This window comes from Methylobacterium fujisawaense, assembly GCF_014138435.1.
GTDB lineage: Bacteria > Pseudomonadota > Alphaproteobacteria > Rhizobiales > Beijerinckiaceae > Methylobacterium > Methylobacterium fujisawaense.
The window spans coordinates 1-18681 of sequence record NZ_JACJIM010000014.1 but is presented as its reverse complement, the minus strand read 5'-3'; the positions used below and the strand labels follow the sequence as shown (position 1 = coordinate 18681).

Here is an 18681-nt window from a genome sequence, read left to right as displayed (position 1 = left end):
ATGTCGGCAACGCGGCTTCAGGACCGGGCGCGGGTCCCCTCGCCCGTGCGGGAGAGGGACAGGGCGAGGGGTGCGGCCTTACCGAGAAAGTCTCGACCTCGGCTGACCGGCGACGGGGCGCTCGATCCTGATCCTTCTCGTCCCTCACCCCAGCCCTCTCCCGCTCGGGAGAGGGGGTCCGTCGCGCCTCGTCTCCAGCGCCCGTGCCCATGCCCGCGCGATCTCTCGTCCTCTCGTTCTCGGGCCGCGCCCTGCAGACGCGAAACGGCCCGCCGCGGCGATGCCGGACGGGCCGTCCTGCCTGATGGAGCGCCGGGATCCCGGCGCCCCTCCGATCAGTCGATGACCTCGACGATGCGGTGGCCGCGATCGACCAGGACGGGCTGGTCGTTCACGATGGTGTAGCGGTAGCCCGGACGCACCCGGTACTCGTCGGGTACGTCGTAGTAGGTCACGCTGTCCTCCGGCAGCACGGTGCCGACCCGGACCGGGCCGCCCCAGCTGTACGAGCGCACGCCGCGGTCGCGGACGTAGCTGCGGAACCGGGGACGGTCGTCGACCCCGAGGATGCCGCCCACCGTACCGGTGGCCGCGCCCACGGCGCCGCCGACGATGCCGCCGACCGGGCCGGCCGCATCGGCGCCGACCGCCGCACCCTCGGCCGCGCCCCGCAGGGTGCCCTGCGCCTGGGCGGCCACCGGGAGGGCGAGGAGGCCGGCGGTCGCCAGCGACAGAAGAAGCTTGTTGGTCATGCTGAGATCTCCAGGCTCGTCAGGGCGTTACGGGCCGCGGAGGCTCAGTTGCAGCCTTCCTTGTGGACGGTCTTGGAGTTGCCCATGCCGTCCTCCTTGTGGACGGTCTTGGAACCGCAATCGACGGTGCCGGTGGTGACCTCACGCTTCTCGACGACGGTGTCGCGGTGGTCGACGACGGCGGGCCCGTCGCGGCGGATGACCGTGGTCTCCTCGGCGCTCGCCGCGCCGCACAGGGCCGCGAACAGGGCACCCGAGAGAATGATGTTGCGCATTGGTAGCCTCCTGGTTTCAATCGAACCCAGCAACGGCAACCGCGGAAAAAGGGTTCCACACGCATCGCTCTGTACAGCGCGCGGATATTTGCGATGAGAGGCGGTATTGGTTGCGTGCAACCGATCGCAACGGGCCGGTTCAGCTGCGCAGGACCGGCCCGCCGCGTCAGCCGGCCAGGGGCGGCACCCGGCGCCACCAATCGTGCGCCCGCTCGTACTGGTGCGCCACGCGCAGGATCTCGGCTTCGGCGAAGGGCCGGCCGGCGATCTGGAGGCTGATCGGCAGGCCGCGCCGGTCGAAGCCGCAGGGCAGCGCGATCGCGGGCAGGCCCGCGAGGTTGAACGGGTAGGTCAGCCGCCAGGAGGCCGCCAGCACGCTCTCCGCGCGCCCGCCGAGCGACACCGCGGACTCGTCCGTCCGCCACGCGGTCAAGGGCGAGGCCGGGCCGACGATCACGTCGGCCTCCGCCAGGACGGCGGCCATCTCGTCCATGATCAGGGCCCGCACCTGCTCGGCGCGCAGGTAGTCCGGCCCGGTCACGAGCCGGCCCATCTCCACGAGGTCGCGGACGTCGGCGGCGAAGCCCGCCACGTGGCCCTGGGCGAGGCTGCGGTCGTGATAGGCGGTCGAGGAGGCGAGCTCGATGGCGTAGATGGCCCCGAGGCCGTGGCGCAGGGACGGCACCGCGACGTCGCGGACCGTGCAGCCCCGGTCGGCGAGGAAGCGGAGCGCCCCCTCGATTGCGACAGCGACGTCCTCGTCGACCGCGTCGAAGAAGTGGTTGCGGATCACCGCGACGCGCAGGCCCCGGATCGGCCGGTCCAGCCCGGCCGTGTAGTCGGGGACCGGCGCCGCGCTGGCGGCGGGATCGCCGGCATCCGGGCCGGCGAGGGCCTGCAGCATCAGGGCGGAATCGGCCACCGTCAGGGTCAGCGGCCCGGCATGGTCGAGGGACCAGGAATGCGGGACGATCCCCGACCGGCCGACCCGGCCGTAGGTCGGCTTGAGGCCGACGACCCCGCACAGGGCGGCCGGGATCCGGATCGAGCCGCCCGTGTCCGAGCCGAGGGCGGCCGGGCAGAGGCGGGCCGCGACCGCGGCGCCGGAGCCGCCGCTGGAGCCGCCGGGCACCCGGTCGAGGTCCCAGGGATTGCGGGTCGGCGGCGTGACCATGCCCCAGGCGAATTCGTGCATGCGCAGCTTGCCGAGGATCACCGCGCCGGCCGCCCGCAGCCGCGCCACCGCGTGGCTGTCGGCCGCCGGGAAGGTCAGGGCCTCCACGGCGGTACCCGCCCGGGTCGGCATGTCGGCCGTGGTGTAGTTGTCCTTGATGGCGATCGGGATGCCGTGCAGCGGGCCCCGCGGGCCGGACCGGGTGATCTCGGCATCGGCCGCGCGCGCGGCGTCGAGGGCCGCGGACGAGAGATGGACGAAGCTGTTCAGGGCGCCGTCGAGGCGCGCGATCCGGTCGAGGCTGGCGCCGACGAGGTCGGCGCTCGACAGCTCCCGCGCCGCGATCCGCCGCGCGAGCTCGGTGATCGGCAACGGCCAGAGGGGGTCAGTCACGGCGGTCGTCATGGGGCCCCCGGCGGTACGGCAAGGTCGGATCGAAGACGACCGGCGGATGGATGTCCGCGAGGTCGAGGTCGCGGAGCCGGGCGATCTCGGCGAGCACCGGCGCGAACTGCGTCAGCAGGTGCGCGACCCGCCCGGGCTCCTGGCGCAGGCCGATGACGTCGCGCAGGAGATCGGGCGCATCGGCGGCCCCGCCATCGGCCGCAGCGCCCGGCCGCTCAGCGGGCGCTTTCAGGAGCATCGCCACGACGTCGTCCGGCAGGGCGCCGGCCGGGCCGTGCTTCCGGGGCATGCCGGCCACGAACGGCACGAGCTGCCGCCGGGCGATCGCGAGGACGCGGCGCAGCTCGGCGACGGGCTCGGCGTGCTCGTCGACCCGCAGGTCGAGGAGCGGGTAATCCTCGCCGGCGACGATCCTGAGGGCCGCCGATTGCTTGCCGCGCTTGTCGCCGCCGGCCGCATCGCCGGCCTCCAGCGCCCGCATGAGCCGCTCGTCGAGGTCGCAGGCCGCGCTCCCCGCGAAGGCCTCCGCCATGGCGTCGATCACGCCGGTCCCGGCCAGCATGTTGCCCTGCACGGCGTAGCCGGCCCCGGTGCGGTGTCCGGCGGCCTGAGTACAGCCGGCGCCGGTCCAGGCCGCGCCGGTCCCGCGCGCATCGACGAGGCCGAGCTGGCGCAGGTCCGGCCGGTCGTCGGTGGCGAGCGCCGCCGCCAGGGCGGCGTCGGGGCCCTGCCCGCCGGCCAGGCCGTCGAGGATGCGGGCGGCGAGGTAGGGGTTCACCCAGGACTGGGTGGTGACGGCCCCGATCCCGGCGCGGATGTAGGGGCAGAGCCCGCCCACCGCCGGGACGGCGCTCGCCACCGCGACGCCGAGCTGCCCGGTCCGCGGGCAGCGGGCGGCGATCGAGAAGGTGTTGAGTTCGCTCATGGCTCACACCGCCAGATGGCCGATGACGCGCGCCTGCGCGTCCGGCGCCCCGGCCGGCCCGCTGTCGACGATCTCGCCGAGCTTGAGGACGGCGTAGCGGTCGGCCAGGGCCAGCGCGAAGGCGACGTGCTGCTCCACCACCAGCATCGACACGCCCGCCGCCCGCTCGGCGTCGAGCACGCCGCGCAGGCGCTCGACCATGGAGGGCTGCACGCCCTCGGAGATCTCGTCGATGAGGAGCAGGCGCGGGCGCAGCATCAGGGCGCGGCCGAGGATCAGCATCTTCTGCTCGCCCCCCGAGAGGGTGCCGGCCCGCTGGGCCAGCCGGTCCTTCAGGAACGGGAAATGGCCGAACAGCCGCTCCAGCGCCTCCGGCAGCATCCGGTCGGAGGGGACCGCGAGGCGCAGGTTGTCGCGGATCGACAGGTCCTGGAACAGGGGCTGCTCCTGCGGCGCGTAGCCGACGCCGAGCGCCACGAGCCGGGCGGGCGACAGGCCGGCGAGCGCCTGTCCCCCGACGGTGATCGCGCCGCCCCGCAGGGCGACCATGCCCAGGATGGTCTTGAGCAGCGTGGTCTTGCCCATGCCGTTCTTGCCCAGCAGCGCCACGATCTCCCCCGCCGCCACCGACAGGGACACGCCCTTCACGATCGATACCGCTCCGTAGCCGCTCGACACCCCCTCCAGGGCGAGGGCGGCGTCCGCCGGCTCGCTCCGCCGCACTGCCTCAGCCGCTGCCTCACCCGCTGCCTCAGCCATGGGCACCTCCCGAATAGATGGTCCGGACCAGCTCGGAGCCGACGACGTCCTCCACCGTGCCGTCGAGGACGAGGCGGCCCTGGTGCAGCACCACGATCCGCGACGAGATCTCGCGCACGAAGTCGAGGTCGTGCTCGACCAGCACGGCGGCGATCCTTCCCCCGGCGGTGAGCGCCTTGAGCACGGTCCCGATGGTGGTGCGCTCGGCCTTGGTCAGGCCGGCGGTGGGCTCGTCCAGCAGGATCAGCCGCGGCTCCAGCGCCACCACCATGGCGAGTTCGAGCGCCTGCTTCTGGCCGTGGGACAGGAGGCGGGTCGGCCGGGTCAGCAGGCGGTCGAGGCCGGTCATGCGCAGGACGTCGAGGGCCGCCTGCGGCAGGCCCAGCGTCTCCGCCTGCCCGACCGGGCTCAGGCCGTCATGGGATGCCCGGGCGAGCCGGAGGCAATCGGCCACCGACAGGCTCTCGAACACGCTCGCCACCTGGAACTTGCGCCCGACCCCGAGGCCGACGATGCGGTTCGGCGTCAGCCCGGTGATCGGGGTGCCGCCGATGGCGATCGCCCCCGTGAAGGGCTCGGTGCCGTCGCTGAGGCAGCGCATCAGCGTGGTCTTGCCGGCGCCGTTGGGCCCGACGAGGCTGACGAGCTCGCCCGCCCGGATCTCCAGGTCGATGCCCTCCAGCACCGTCAGGGCACCGTAGGCCTTGGCGAGGTTCTCGACCGTGAGGATGGGGGTCGCGGAGGCGGCCGCATCCGGATCGGCCGCCCGCGCGACGAGGCGCGGCGGCGCGGGTTCCCGCCGGCCCGCCGGCAGCGCCCGCCAGAGGCGTCCGACGAGGTCGGCGAGGCCGCCCGGCAGCAGGATGATGATGGCCACGAAGGCCGTGCCCAGGAGGAGCTGCCAGAGGAACGGCAGGTCGCCGGACAGGTTCGCCGCGAGGTAGTCGATGGCGATGGTGCCGAGCACCGGGCCGAGCAGCGTGCCGCGGCCGCCGAGCGCCACCCAGATCACCAGCTCGGTGCCGAACAGGAAGCCGGCATTCTCGGGCGCGACCACGCCCGAGGCGTTGGCGAACAGGAAGCCCGCGATCCCCGCGACGGCGGCCAGAGCCGCGGTCAGCCGGATCTGCAGGCGCCGCGGGTTGAGGCCGAGATAGGCGCAGCGCGCCTCGTTGTCCCGCAGCGCCACGAGGGCGCGGCCCGCATCGGCCCGGACCAGGATCCAGGCCGCCAGGGTGACGACGATCAGGAACAGGGCCGCGAGGCGGAAATAGCCCTCGCTCTCGAACGGCAGCACGTCGAATCCGACGAGGCCGCTGCTGGAGCCGGTCCATTCGCCGCCCGCGTAGATCAGCTGCACCACGACGATCGGGACGACCAGCGAGATCACCGAGGCGTAGAGCGGGGTCGAGCGGTGGTAGAAGGACAGCCAGCCGACCGCGAGGCCGAGCAGCGCCGGCGCGACCAGCGCCGCCGCGACCGCCGCGGCGATCCCCAGGGGCGTCGCCCCGTAGGCGGTGAGGATCATCGCGGTGGCGTAGGCGCCGACGCCGAAGAAGGCCGCCTGCCCGAAGGTCAGGATCCCCGCGAAGCCCCAGAGCAGGTCCACCGTGACGGCCAGCACCGCGTAGATCATCGACCGGGTCAGGACGTTGACCGCGAAGGTGTCGAGGACGAGCGGCGCGATCCAGAGGGCGAGCGCCGCCAGGATTGCGACCACGACGGGCGCCGCGCGGGACAGGCGCCGCCGGCGGGGGGCCGCGGCGGCGCGCTCGGTGACGGGCAGGGTCTCAAGCACGGGAGAAACCTTTCGGGCTGATCCGCAGCACGAGGGCGGCGAGCACCGCGATGGCGATGCTGCCGAGGATCGGGCTCACGAAGGTGCTGATCAGGACCTGCGCGGCCCCGAAGACGAGGCAGGCCGCCGCGAGCGCCAGGTACGAGGCGTCGGCGACCATCACCAGCATGAAGGCGCCGATCAGCCAGGCGACGCCCATGTTCGGGTCGACGCTGGTGAGCGGCGTCAGCAGGACGCCGGCGAGCGCCGCGAACCCCGCGCCGATCATGAACACGACGAGGCGCACGCGCCCCGTGTCGATGCCGAGGCTGCGCGCCAGGGTCTCGTTCATGATCACCGCCCGGGCCGAGAGCCCGAGCCGGGTCCGCTCGATCGTCAGCGCGAACAGGGTGCCGATCGCCAGCGCGATGCCCAGAGCCACGAGGCGGTAGGCGGAATAGTCGACGCCGAGGATCTCGACGGTGCCCGCCAGCAGGTTCGGGGTGAGCTGGACGTCCCGGCCGAAGGCCAGGGTGATGAGCTGCCCGACCACGATGCCGAGCCCCCAGGTGGCCAGGATCGCGTCGAGCGGCCGCCGGTAGAGCGGGCGGATGATGAAGTGCTCGGCGAGACCGCCGAGCGCCGCGCCGACCGCGAAGGCCAACGGCAGCGCCAGCCAGGGATTGAGCCCGAGCTTGGCGGTCACCACCGCGCAATAGGCGCCGACCGTCAGCCACGCCCCGTGGGCGAAGTTGATGATCTTGAGCACGCCGAAGATCGCCAGGAGGCCGATCGAGACGATGAACAGGATCGCCGCGGTGGTCAGGATGTCGAGGGTGAGCAGCATCGGGGAGTTCCGGTTGAAGGACCGTCATCACGAGGCGGAAGCGGCAGAGGCCCGGCGCAATGAGCGCCCCTGTGCGGGCCTGCCGATCCACGCATCTGCTTTGGCAACGCGGATTCAGGATCGGGCGCGGGTCCCCTCTCCCGTGCGGGAGAGGGACAGGGTGAGGGATGCGGCCTCTCCGAGAGAGTCTCGACCTTGACCGCGCGGCGATGGGGCGCGCGATCCCGAAACCTCCGATCCCTCACCCCAACCCTCTCCCGCACGGGAGAGGGCGCGCGTCGCGCTCGTTCAGCGGCGTCGGTGTCCGCCTCGGACGGGCGGCCATCGTCGCCGGGCGGGGAGAGGGAGGCGTCGCGCCCCGCCCCTCATTGCAGCTTCGGGCACTGCTCGCCGGGATCGACGTCCTTGAAGGTGCCGGCGACCTTCACGGTGCCGTCCTTCTGGATCTGGCCGAGATACATGGTCAGCGGCGCGTGGTGCTGCTTGCTCATGGTGATCGTGCCCCGCGGCCCGGTGAAGCTTACCGTCGGCAGCGCCTCCAGCACCTTGGCGGTCTCGGTCCCGCCCGCCTTCTCGACCGCGGCCTTGTAGAGGTAGATCGCCTCGTATTCCGGCACCGAGAGGTCGTTCGGGGTGCGCAGCTCGGCGCCGAACTTCTTCTGCATCGCCGCCAGGAACGCCTTGTTCTCCGCGCTGTCGATCCCGGTGACGTAGGAGGCCGAGAGGTAGACGCCCTCGGCGTCCGCGCCCATGCTCTTGGCGGTGCCCTCGTCCAGCGCGAGGTTGGCGAAGGGCAGCGTCACGCCGGCGCCGCGCAGCTGCTTGGTCAGCGTCACGTTCGGCGCGCCGCCCGCCGTCGAGGTGATCAGCGCGTCGGGCTTGGCCTCCTTCAGCTTGGAGATGATCGCGGTCCAGTCGCTGCCGTCCATCGGCAGGTATTCCTCGCCGAGAACCTTGCCGCCGGTCTTCTCGACGTAGCTCTTGGCGAAGCCCAGCATGCCGCGGCCGAAGGCGTAGTCGCTGCCGATCAGGAAGTAGGTCTTGGCACCCTGCGCCTTGAAGGCGTCCACCACCGGCGGAACCTGCTGCTCCGGCACCCAGGCGTCCACGAACATGTTCTTGTTGCAGGAATGGCCCTCGTAGAACGAGGTGTAGATGTACGGCACCTTCCCCTTGGTGACGGCGGGCAGGCCGGCATTGCGCGCCGCGCTCGTCTCCATGGAGATCAGGACGTCGACCTTCTTCTGGTAGATCAGGCTGTCGAAGGCCTTCTGGGCGCCGGCCGCCCCGGAGGCGTCGTCGGCGACCTCGAGGACGAGCTTGCGGCCGAGCACGCCGCCCTTGGCGTTGATCTCCTCCACGGCGAGTTCGGCCGACTGCACCACCGAGGGGGCGACGACGCTGTTGGCGCCCGACAGGCCGATCGGGATGCCGATGACGATCGGCTTGCCGTCGGCGGCCTGCGCGGCCGTGGCGGCGAGGGCGAGCGCCGCGGCGCCGGCGAGGGACCATTTCACCATGAACGAACTCCTTGGGACGGACGGGAAGGGTTACGGATCTCGGCTCAGCCGTAGATGTCGGTGCGGCGGTCGCGCAGGAGCGAATTGAACCGGTTCAGGTCCTTGCGGCCGGCCGCGTCGAGATCGACCAGCGCCGAGAGGGTCTCGGTCCGGTCGCGGCTCGCCGGGCCGGCGAGTGGCCAGCCCTTGGGGCCGACGATCAGGCTCTGCCCCTCGAAGGGCTGGCCGCGCTCGGTGCCGACCCGGTCGGCGCAGGCGATGAAGAGGCCGTTCACGTGGGCGGCGGCCCGGTGCAGGGTGTTCGCCATGGCGGCCTCGCCCGCGGGCTGGTCGGGCATCGGCACCCAGTTGGTCGGGATGCAGACGATCTCGGCGCCGCCGAGCGCCAGCTGCCGGAAGGTCTCGGGGAACCAGCCGTCGTAGCAGATGGCGACGCCGACCTTGCCCAGCGCCGTGTCGAAGACCGGGAAGCCGAGGTCGCCCCTGGCGAAGAACACGTTCTCCTGGTCCCAGAGATGCGCCTTGCGGTAGGTGCCGATATAGCCCTCCGGCCCGACGATCACGGCGGCGTTGTAGAGGACGTCGCAGGCGGATTCGGCGATCCCCGCCACGATGTGCACGCCGAGTTCCGCGGCCAGCGCCGCCCAGGCCCGGGTGGTCGGGCCCTCCGGCACCGGCTCGGCCAGGGCGGCGGCCTCCGCGGCGGATTCGAACACGTAGCCGGTGCTGGCGAGTTCCGGCAGCACGATCAGCCGGCTGCCCGCGGCGGCGGCCGCGCGGACGAGATCGGAGGCCCGCGCCAGATTCGCGTCGACCGCGCCGAAGTCCGGCGCGAACTGGATGCACGACACCCGTATCGGCGGGCGCGCAGGACCGTTCGCTTGGATCATGAAAGCTCCAAAACGCAAAAAGCCCCTGGGCGCGGACAAGATCATCCGCGAACCAGAGGCTTCAAAGCCGAGATGTCATGCAGCAATCTTGCTGCGGGGCAACCTTGCCCGGTTAGACTACGATACGCGCCCCGAACCGGACCGCAAGACCATAAATGCGGCAGGCTGCTGCGATCAGGTCTTTTCCGCCAACGCGATGCGCAGGCCGAGACCGCTCATCGCCTCGTGGGCCGAGACCACGCTCTCGGCCACGCTGGCCATCGGCACGCGGGCGGCGGTGGCCCGGTCCCGGAGCATCTTGTAGGCGGCGTCCTCGTCGATCCGGTTCAGGTCCACGAGCAGCCGGACCGCCTTCTCGACGGTGCGGCGGCCCTTCATGGTCTCCTCCAGCCGGTTGATCTTGCTGGTGAGCCGGCCCTCGTAGCCGCGCCGGTAGCGGGCCAGGGCGAACTGGGTGAGCACGCCCCGCGGGTGGAGCGGCTTGTTGAGCACGCCGTGGGCGTTGACGTCGGCGATCGCCTTCAGGGAGGTCGGGCTCTCGTAGGCCACGATGGCGATGACCGCCGGCTCCAGCGCCTCGATCGACGGCAGCAGGTGCATCACCTGGGCGTCGTCGAGCTGGATGAACAGCGTGTCGATGTCGGCGGGCAGGGCGGCGGGCGGCGGCCACGCCAGGGAGACCGCGCAGCCGAGGCGACGGAGCTGCTCCAGCAGCGCGGCGCCCTCCTCGTCCTTGGGGTGGATGACGAGGGCGCGGGCGCGCCGCAGGTCGTCCAGGATCTTGCGGGCGGGGGCGGTCACGCGGCGAGACCCTCCTCCAGCCAGTTCGTCTCGAACCGGGACCACGCGAGGTAGGGATCGGGCCGCACGGGCCGGCGCGCCCGCCAGACCACGTCGAACTGCCCGTCGGCCCGGGCGACGCCGATGCCCGGCGTGAGCCAGATGTGCCGCGTCTCGCCGTCGAAGGCGAGGTCGCCCTCCGGCGCCGCGAGGCGCTGGCGCAGGGCCGCCGCGCCGAGGCGCTCGGCGTCGAGGGTGCCGGCCTCCGTGAGCGCCCGGGCGAAGAGATGGACCTGCGCGTAGGCGGTCTCCGACCACATGCTGGTGGGGCGCTCGGGCCCGAACCGGGCCTGGAAGGCGGCGACGAAGCGCCGGTTCTCCTCGCTCGCAAGGGACCCGAAATACGGGGCCGCCAGGACGTGGCCGGTGCAGTGCTCGGGACCGATCGCGTGGATCTGGCCCTCCGCCAGGGTCAGGCTGGCGATCGGGCAGCGGGCGCGGTCGATGCCGGATTCCGCGTAGGCGCGGTAGAGCCGCTCGGCCCCGCGCCCCACCACGGTGGAGAAGACCGCGTCCGGGGCGGCGTCGCGGATCGCCGCGATCATGGCGGCATGGGCCGCGTCGTCCGCGTCGAGGGCCGCGTACAGCTCGCCCACGATGGTCCCGCCCTTCGCCTCGATCAGGTCGCGCATGACCCGGTTCGATTCCCGCGGGTAGATGTAGTCGGAGCCGATCAGGAAGATCCGCCGCCCCTGCTCCTGCAGGAGGTAGTCGGCCAGGGCGAAGACGTTCTGGTTGAGGGTCGCACCGGTGTAGATGATGTTCTCCGAGTACTCGAAGCCCTCGTAGATCGACGGGTACCAGAGCAGGCCGTTGTGCCGCTCCATGGTGGACAGCACCGACTTCCGGCTCGCCGAGAGCGAGCAGCCGAACACCACCTCGACCCCGTCCTCGGCAAGCATTCGCCGGGCCAGGGTGCGGTAGGCGTCGGTCTCGCCGGCGGGGTCGTAGCAGACCGGCTCGATCGGGCGGCCCAGCACGCCGCCGGCCTGGTTGATCTCCTCGATCGCGAGCGCGGTGCCGAGGAAGTGCTCGGTCTCGGTGATGCCGCTCACCCCGCTGCGGGAGAACAGGACGCCGACCCGCCACGTCGCTTCATCCTTGGCCGCCATGGCCCCTCCCCGCGCGCGCCCAGGCCCGGCGGATCGCCCGCGCCTCGGCCCCGTCCTACCCGACGGACGCCCCCCTGCGGAAGCGTCGGCCCGGTCGCGCGGGCTCGGCCCGGATCCGCGACCGGACATCCCGCTCCGGCCGCTGCGATCCTCAGGCGGTCCCGGCCCCCGGTTCGGCCCGCCGCACCGGCCGGCTGACGAAGCGGGAGCCGGCGAGCAGGAACCGCCAGGGAGTCTCGGCGCCGCGGGTGATGCCGATGCGCCGGTCGCTGACCACCTCGACGGCCCCGGGATCGCCCGCGGCGCGGGGCTCGAACCGGAACGGCGCCCGCGCGAGGGTCGCGCCGTCCAGCGCGTCGGTGACGCCGAGGGCCTGGCAGAGGCGGCCCGGCCCGGCGCAGAGCAGGCGCGGCTCCTCCACGCCGCGGCGCGCCCGCATGGCGGGAAACCCCTCGGTCGGCGCGAGGGCCCGGAGCAGCACGGCGCTGCCGGGCTCGCAGACGAGGTTCAGGCACCAGTGCATCCCGTAGGAGCGATACACGTAGGCATGGGCCGGCGGGCCGAACATGCTGGCGTTGCGCCGGGTCGGGCCGCGGAAGCTGTGGGAGGCCGGATCGGTGCTGTCGTAGGCCTCGGTCTCGACGATGATCCCGCCGGCCGCGCCGACGAACAGACGGGCGCCGATCAGGTCGGAGGCCACCGCGGCGGCGCTGCGGGCGAAGAAGGTGTCCAGCATCGGGTCTCCGGCGCGGGCGGTCCGCGCGATCCTCACGTCCGGGACTCCACGGATCGCCGGCGATTGGAAATAAATCGGACGCGGCGGAAGTCTTGCTGGTACGAGGGACCGTGAATGGCGGGCCCAGAACCGATCTCCTCGGACCTCCCAGCATGGTGCGCACAGCCTCGATCGCGACGCTTCGATCCGCCGATGCGGGCGCGCAACCCCGATCCGCCACGCAAGCCGCGCGGATCCGCCTGAACCTGCGGCGCCTCCGGCTGGCCAGCGGCCTGGTCCTGTTCGGCTACGTGCTGACCCACCTGCTCAACCACGCCCTGGGCAACATCTCCCTCGACGCCATGGAGGACGGCCTCGACCTCGTCACGGCCGTCTGGCTCAATCCCGTCGGCCTGACGCTGCTCTACGGCGCCCTGGTGCTCCATCTGCTGCTCGGGCTCCAGGCGCTCTACGCGGCCCGCTTCTTCCATTGGCGGCCCTCCGAGGCCCTGCAGCTGGTCTCGGGCCTGCTGATCCCGACGCTCCTCATCAGCCACATCACGGCGACCCGGATCTCCTTCGTCACCGAGGGGCTCGACAAGGGCTACGCGCAGGAACTCTACGCCTTCTGGATCGCCTCGCCGACGCTCGGCCTGCTGCAGGTCACGGTCCTGGTCCTGGCGTGGATCCACGGCTGCATGGGCCTGTATTTCTGGCTGCGGCTGAAGCCCGCCTTCGGGCGCATGGCGCCCTGGCTGCTGGCGCTCGCGGTCCTGGTCCCGGTCCTGTCGCTGCTGGGCTTCGCGCAGGGCGGCCGCATGATCCTCACCCTGGCGCAGGATCCGGCGTGGCGGGCGGTGGCCCTCCAGCCGGTCCATGTCGGGCTGCCCGATCAGGTCGCGCGGCTCGCGGCCATCCGGGACGGGCTGCTCGGGACCTATGCGGGCCTGGTGGCGGCGGTGGTCGCAGCGCGCGGCGTGCGGACCCTCGCCGAGGTCAAGCGCGGCACGATCCGGCTCAGCTATCCGGACGGGCGGGTGGTGCGGGTCCCCCGGGGCACCAGCGTGCTGGAGGCGAGCCGGCGCAACCGGATCCCCCATGCCAGCGTCTGCGGCGGCCGCGGCCGATGCTCCACCTGCCGCATCCGGGTGACGGACGGCAGCGACGGCGCGCCCAGTCCCGGCCGTACCGAGCGGTCGGTCCTGGAGCGCATCGCCGCCGGTCCGGGGGTGCGGCTCGCCTGTCAGTTCCGGCCCGAGACCGACATGGCCGTGGTGCCTCTGCTGCCGCCGCAGCCGCGGATGCGCCAGGCCGACCTGCTCGACCGGGCGCAATCCGGCGAGGAGCGCTTCATCGTGGCGATGTTCGTCGACCTGCGCGGCTCGACCCGGCTCGCCGAGGAGCGCCTGCCCTACGACACGGTGTTCATCATCAACCGCTTCCTCGGCGCGGTCGGCGACGCCGTGCGGGAGGCCGGCGGCTCGACCAACCAGTTCCTCGGCGACGGTCTGCTCGCCCTGTTCGGCCTGGAGACGGAGCCCGGGCAGGCCGCCCAGGACGCCCTGCGGGCGATCGACCTCATCGCCGACGCCGTAGACACCCTGAACCGGCTGCTGGCGGCCGATCTGGAACACACGCTCCGGTACGGGATCGGCGTGCATGCGGGCCTCGCTATCGTCGGCGAGATGGGCGACGCCACCGATGCCCGCTTCACGGCGCTGGGCGACACCGTCAACGTCGCCGCCCGCCTCCAGGGCCTGACCAAGACCCTCGGCTGCGTGGCCGTGGTGTCGGAGGCGGTCTATCAGGCGGCCCGCGTGGCGCCGGCGCAGATCCGGGACGTCGCGGTGGACGGCCGGTCCGAGGCCGTCCGGGTCAACACCCTGGGCCGCCTCTGAGGCGGCGTCCGGGCGGGACGCGCGGGCCGTCCCCGCGGGCAGATCCTGTTCCCATGCCCCCGGCCCCGCCGCCACGCCTCAGGCCCGTTGCCGGTCCGCCGCCCCGAGGCGCGGCGCCAGGGCCAGCATCAGCGGCACCACGGCGAGCGCCGTCCCGGCCGCCGCCACCGCCGCCCAGTGCGGGCCGGCCGCGTCGCCGAGCCGTCCGTAGAGCAGCGGCGCCGCCAGCGCGCTGCCGCCGAGCGTCCAAGTGTAGAATACCGCGAAGGCCCGCTCGACCCGGCCGCCCGGGGCCAGTTCCGGCACCGTCCCGTAGAGGACCGACGAGGTGCCGTTCAGCATCACGCCGAGGAGCGGCAGCAGGATCAGCCCGGGGGCCAGGGGCAGGACGATCACCGCCAGGATCGCGAGCGCCGTCCCGGTCTCGGTGAGGATCACGGTCCGGGTCACGCCGAGGCGTTCCCCGAGGCGCCCGCACACCGCCTTGCCGAGGGCGCCGCCGATGAAGACCAGCGAGAGCGCGAGGCCCACCGTGGTCAGCGCCGCACCCTTCTCCTGCAGCAGGAACGGCAGGTAGAGCAGGAAGGCCGGCCGCGCGGCGTTGTCGAGCATGCCGATGGCGACGAGGAGCCCGAACCCCGCGCCGGGCGGCGATCCGCCCGCGACCCGGCGGGTCGCCCGCTTGGCGGCCGCCTGGGCGCTGCGTGACTGCGGCTCACGCGGAAGCAGGCGCCCGACCAGCACCGCCACGAGGACGCCTCCGCCGGCGATCACCCAGAGGGCGTGGCGCCAGCCCGACAGGGTCAGCAGCAGCCCGACCAGGGGCGGGACCGCCGCCTTCCCGAGGTCGCCGGTGAAATTGTAGGTGCCGAGGGGCCCCCGCGCCGCCGCGCCGTAGGCCCGGGCGATCACCGCCGAGGCCAGGGGATGCTGGGTGCTGCTGCCGGCGCCGCCGAGCAGGAGGCCGACCCCGAGCCCGACGAGGCCGCCCGAGGCGCCGGCGATCGCGTAGCCCGCCGCGCTGAGCCCGGTGCCGAGCACCAGCACGATGCGGGCGCCCCAGGCCTGGGCAAGGCGGCTCGCCGGCATCTGCAGCGCCGCCAGCGCGCCGTTGTAGAGCGACCGCAGGAAGGCCAGGGCGACGTAATCGAGGCCGAACTCCGCCTGCCAGACCGGCAGCAGCACGTAGATCAGGTCCGTGTAGCCGTCGTGCAGGGCGTGGTTGACCCCGGTCGCCAGGAGGGTGCGCCGGGCCTCCGGCGGGGACGCGGTTTCGGAAGACGCGGTCGGAACGGACGCGACGGACATCCAGCCATCCTTCGTGGTTCCGATCCAGGATGGCGGTCTGGCGGGGGGCTGACAAACGCCTTATGCTGACGCTCGCGTGAGGAAACCTGACCCGTGCATCGTCGCCTGCCGCCCCTGAACGCCCTGAAGGCCTTCGAGGCGGCCGCGCGGCACGGGAGCTTCACCCGGGCCGCGGACGAGCTGCGGGTCACCCACGGCGCGGTGAGTCGGCACGTGCAGATGCTGGAGGGCTGGCTCGGCCTGCCGCTGTTCACGCGCCACAACCGGCGCGTGGTCCTCACCGAGGCGGGGGTCGCCTACGCCACCGAGATCGGCGCCGCCCTCGACCGGATCGCCCTGGCCACGGCCCGCCAGGTCGAGCGCGGGCGGCCCCGCCTGCTGCACGTGAATGCGCTCGCCACCTTCACCCTGCGCTGGCTGATCCCGCGCCTGTCCGGCTTCCAGGTGGCCAACCCGGCGATCGAGGTCCGGCTGACGACCTCCAACGTGCCCCTGGCGCAGCTCGCGGAGCCGTTCGATGTCGCGATCCGCGGTGGTCCGGAGACGCGCCCGGGCCATCGCGCGGAGCCGTTCCTGTCCGAACGCCGCATCCCCGTCTGCAGCCCGGCCCTGCTGCAGCGCCTCCCCCTCGCAGAGCCCGAGCAGCTCCGACAGCACACCCTGCTGCACGCGGCGACGCTCCCGCGGGTCTGGCCGGACTGGCTGCGGGCGGCCGGTGTGCCCGATCTGGAGCCGCAGGCCTCGGTGACGCTGGAGCATTTCTACCTGACCCTCCAGGCCGCCCTCGACGGGCTCGGGATCGCCATGGGGCCCGAGCGGCTGATCGCCGACGACGTCGCGGCCGGCCGCCTGACCCTGCCCTTCGCGGGCCCGTCTCTGCCGGCACGGAGCTACTATACCTACGTCCCGGAGCCCCGGGCGGAGGATCCGGCGGTGCGGGCCTTCTGCGGCTGGCTCGCCGAGGCGGCCCGGCAACCGTGAGATCCCGTCTTTGCGAGCGCAGCGAAGCAACCCAGTGTCGCGCAACGTTGGGGTTCGTGGCGCCGCTGGAATGCTTCGCTGCGCTCGCAAGGACGGTTTCGGAGTGGCGTCCGGGCGCGGTTCCGCGCATGGATCGGATCCGGAACGCACCCGACCGCGTCAGGGTTGGCGTGAGACGCTTCTGCCGAAGGTGACCGCATGGCGCGCAAGCGTCTCCGCCCGACCATCGAGAGCCTGATCGAATCCCTCGGGCGGCTCGGCCTGTCCCCGGAGGCCGTCGACCTCGACCGGCTGCTCGCCGATCTCGAACTGCCCGAATACGGCGCCGAGGTGGAGGACGACCGCGTCGCCCGCGCCGTGCGCGCGATGCAGGCCGCCCGGGCCTTCGCGGAGACCGGCATCCCGGCGGTCCGCAAGGCCGTGCCGAACCTCCGGGCCGTGGTGACGAAGGACCACCGGATCACGTGGCTGATCCGCACCGAGATCCCCCTCCTCGACAACGGCCGCCTGGACCTGCGGCTCGACATCGCGCCGGAGCCGGAGGCGGCCGAGATCCTGGCCCGCATGGCCGCCCGGAACGACCCGGCCCACCGCCTGGACGCCCTGCGCGAGGCCGTGACGCGCACGGCGCTCCAGGCCAGCCGGGCCCTGCACAAGCCGGTCGACCGGTTGCGGGCGCAGCTCCTCGTCGACCTGCGCGAGGTCGGGGCGGACGCCGCCGCCTACATCGCCCACATGGACCGGTCGCTGCGGTCCCGGGTGTTCACCTACGGCCCGAAGCTCGCCCGGGGCCTCAACGACACGCTCACCCCCGTGCGCCGGCACGCCAAGGCGGTGGCCCGCGAGGGCTCGCGCCTGCGCCGCCTGCGCGATCAGGTCGGCTTCGGCGCCTATATCGAGCGCTTCACCGCCGCCCGGCGCCTCAACCGGACAATCCTGTTCCACATGGGGCCGACCAATTCCGGCAAGACCTACGCGGCGCTCCAGCACCTGACCGCGGCGGAGACCGGCGCCTACCTCGCGCCGCTCCGACTCCTGGCCCTGGAGAATTACGAGACCCTGCGCGAGCGGGGCTTGCGCGCCGGCATGATCACCGGCGAGGAGGTGCTGGGCGCGGCCAACCCCACCCACACCGCCCGCACCATCGAGACCGCCGACCTGACGCGGCCCATCGACGTGGCGGTGATCGACGAGATCCAGATGCTGTCGGATCCCGACCGCGGCTGGGCCTGGACCAACGCGCTGTTCGGCGTCGCCGCCAAGACCGTGATCGTCTGCGGCTCCGACGACGCCCTGTCGTATGTCCGCCGCGCCGCCGAGGCCGCCAACGAATCCCTGGAGGTGATCCCCTTCACCCGGAAATCGCCGCTCCTGCTCGTGGAGGAGCCGGTCCCCCTGGAGAAGGTCGAGGCCGGCGACGCGGTCGTGGCCTTCTCCCGCCGGGCCGTGCACGAGAACCGCGAGATCCTCGTCGCCCGGGGCCACCGGGTGGCGACCATCTACGGCGCCCTGTCGCCCGAGGTCCGGCGGGCCGAGGCCGCGCGCTTCCGCTCGGGGGAGGCCAACGTGCTGGTGACCACCGACGCGATCGGCATGGGGCTCAATCTCGGGCCGCTCAAGCGGATCGTGTTCTCGGCGGTGCGCAAATGGGACGGCAGCGCCGAGCGGGCGCTCACCCATTCCGAGATCCGGCAGATCGCCGGCCGGGCCGGCCGCTACGGCCACCAGGATGTCGGCTACGTGGCGGCGACGGACGCGGTCGCCATCGAGCCGATCCGGATCGCGCTGTCGGGCGCCCCGACGGCGCCCGCGGCCGACACGCGCTTCTTCGTCCGCCCCGATCTCGGGGCGATCCGCTCGGTGGCCGAGGAGATGCGCACGCACAGCCTCACCGAGGTGCTGACCCACTTCGCCCGGGCGACCTTCTACGCCGGCTCGCCGTTCCAGCCCTCGGCCCTGGAGGAGGTGCTGGAGGTGGCCCGGATCGTCGACCGGGCCCGGCTGCCGATCGAGGAGAAGTTCGCCTTCTCGGTCTGCCCGATCAACCGGCGCGACGAGATCGCCATGGGCCTCCTGGAGCGCTGGTGCCAGGCCCGGGCCGCCGGCCTCACGGTCCCCGCCCTCCGGGGCAACCTCGCGGGGGCGCTCGACTATCAGGAGCGGACCGTGAAGCTCGCGAGCGCCTATCTGTGGCTGTCCCGACGCTTCCCGGAGACGTTCGACGACGGGGAGGCGATCCGGCACATGCGCGGCCGCGCCAACGACGCCATCGAGCAGCACCTGCGCGAGACCGCGACCCGCAAGGCTGAGCGCCGAAGCCGGCGGAGCAGCGGAGCGCGGTGACTGGGACCGCGCGCTCGGCGCCAAAGAAAAACCCGCCGCGCTTTTGGGCGCGGCGGGTTTGCGTATTTGGTTGCGGGGACAGGATTTGAACCTGTGACCTTCAGGTTATGAGCCTGACGAGCTACCGGGCTGCTCCACCCCGCGCCAAGAGTGTTTCGGC

16 protein-coding genes and 1 tRNA gene are annotated in these 18681 nt (G+C 72.8%); 3 read left to right on the top strand and 14 right to left on the bottom strand.

The genetic code is table 11. The annotated features are described in order from the left end of the window. Positions 1-335 precede the first annotated feature (335 nt). The 12 genes from GGQ91_RS27530 to GGQ91_RS27475 form a co-directional block, all read right to left on the bottom strand. Positions 336-752: a DUF1236 domain-containing protein gene (locus GGQ91_RS27530; RefSeq protein WP_043387275.1), complete on the bottom strand. Its 417-nt coding sequence runs from the start codon at positions 750-752 to the stop codon at positions 336-338. A 44-nt stretch (positions 753-796) separates the two neighbouring features. Continuing rightward, positions 797-1027 (bottom strand): hypothetical protein, encoded by a 231-nt coding sequence (locus GGQ91_RS27525; protein ID WP_043358016.1) that lies wholly within the window; start codon positions 1025-1027, stop codon positions 797-799. 166 nt (positions 1028-1193) lie between these two features. Next, the gene (locus GGQ91_RS27520) at positions 1194-2594 is read right to left on the bottom strand and encodes an amidase (RefSeq protein ID WP_343066880.1); all 1401 of its coding nucleotides are present in this window, start codon (positions 2592-2594) and stop codon (positions 1194-1196) included. Continuing rightward, positions 2587-3531 (bottom strand): DUF1028 domain-containing protein, encoded by a 945-nt coding sequence (locus tag GGQ91_RS27515; protein ID WP_182593284.1) that lies wholly within the window; start codon positions 3529-3531, stop codon positions 2587-2589. Before GGQ91_RS27515 ends, GGQ91_RS27520 begins: the two co-directional genes overlap by 8 nt. Before the next feature lie 3 nt (positions 3532-3534). Further along, positions 3535-4290: an ABC transporter ATP-binding protein gene (locus GGQ91_RS27510; protein WP_182593283.1), complete on the bottom strand. Its 756-nt coding sequence runs from the start codon at positions 4288-4290 to the stop codon at positions 3535-3537. Then, a complete protein-coding gene (locus tag GGQ91_RS27505; protein ID WP_043387284.1) occupies positions 4283-6088 on the bottom strand; it encodes a branched-chain amino acid ABC transporter ATP-binding protein/permease in 1806 nt (601 codons plus the stop codon). Before GGQ91_RS27505 ends, GGQ91_RS27510 begins: the two co-directional genes overlap by 8 nt. Then, positions 6081-6914, bottom strand: coding sequence for a branched-chain amino acid ABC transporter permease (locus GGQ91_RS27500; protein WP_043387286.1), 834 nt, complete (start codon positions 6912-6914; stop codon positions 6081-6083). Before GGQ91_RS27500 ends, GGQ91_RS27505 begins: the two co-directional genes overlap by 8 nt. Positions 6915-7279: 365 nt before the next feature. After that, positions 7280-8434: a substrate-binding protein gene (locus GGQ91_RS27495; RefSeq protein WP_043387287.1), complete on the bottom strand. Its 1155-nt coding sequence runs from the start codon at positions 8432-8434 to the stop codon at positions 7280-7282. Positions 8435-8478: 44 nt separating this feature from the next. Further along, entirely contained in the window at positions 8479-9324 is an 846-nt protein-coding gene (locus GGQ91_RS27490) for a nitrilase family protein (protein WP_053610618.1), read from the bottom strand. Positions 9325-9498: 174 nt separating this feature from the next. Next, complete coding sequence (locus GGQ91_RS27485; RefSeq protein ID WP_043357993.1) at positions 9499-10125, bottom strand: ANTAR domain-containing response regulator; 627 nt, start codon at positions 10123-10125, stop codon at positions 9499-9501. After that, positions 10122-11276, bottom strand: coding sequence for a transporter substrate-binding domain-containing protein (locus GGQ91_RS27480; protein ID WP_043387289.1), 1155 nt, complete (start codon positions 11274-11276; stop codon positions 10122-10124). The genes GGQ91_RS27485 and GGQ91_RS27480 overlap by 4 nt, the downstream gene beginning before the upstream one ends. Before the next feature lie 151 nt (positions 11277-11427). After that, the gene (locus tag GGQ91_RS27475) at positions 11428-12012 is read right to left on the bottom strand and encodes a DNA-3-methyladenine glycosylase (protein ID WP_182593282.1); all 585 of its coding nucleotides are present in this window, start codon (positions 12010-12012) and stop codon (positions 11428-11430) included. A 152-nt stretch (positions 12013-12164) separates the two neighbouring features. Between GGQ91_RS27475 and GGQ91_RS27470 the strand changes: the two genes are divergently transcribed. Next, complete coding sequence (locus GGQ91_RS27470; protein ID WP_053610615.1) at positions 12165-13889, top strand: adenylate/guanylate cyclase domain-containing protein; 1725 nt, start codon at positions 12165-12167, stop codon at positions 13887-13889. A 78-nt stretch (positions 13890-13967) separates the two neighbouring features. Here the strand turns inward: GGQ91_RS27470 and GGQ91_RS27465 are convergent, their stop codons facing one another. Beyond that, a complete protein-coding gene (locus GGQ91_RS27465; protein ID WP_043387294.1) occupies positions 13968-15197 on the bottom strand; it encodes an MFS transporter in 1230 nt (409 codons plus the stop codon). Between the two features lie 93 nt (positions 15198-15290). Between GGQ91_RS27465 and gcvA the strand changes: the two genes are divergently transcribed. Next, a complete protein-coding gene (gcvA, locus tag GGQ91_RS27460; protein ID WP_043357984.1) occupies positions 15291-16178 on the top strand; it encodes a transcriptional regulator GcvA in 888 nt (295 codons plus the stop codon). Between the two features lie 198 nt (positions 16179-16376). Next, positions 16377-18521 carry a helicase-related protein gene (locus GGQ91_RS27455; protein ID WP_043759671.1) on the top strand — a complete coding sequence of 715 codons (2145 nt, stop codon included), beginning with the start codon at positions 16377-16379 and terminating at the stop codon, positions 18519-18521. A 67-nt stretch (positions 18522-18588) separates the two neighbouring features. On the opposite strand, the gene GGQ91_RS27450 is transcribed toward GGQ91_RS27455, so the two are convergent. Next, positions 18589-18665, bottom strand: a tRNA-Met gene (locus GGQ91_RS27450). Between the last annotated feature and the right edge of the window lie 16 nt (positions 18666-18681).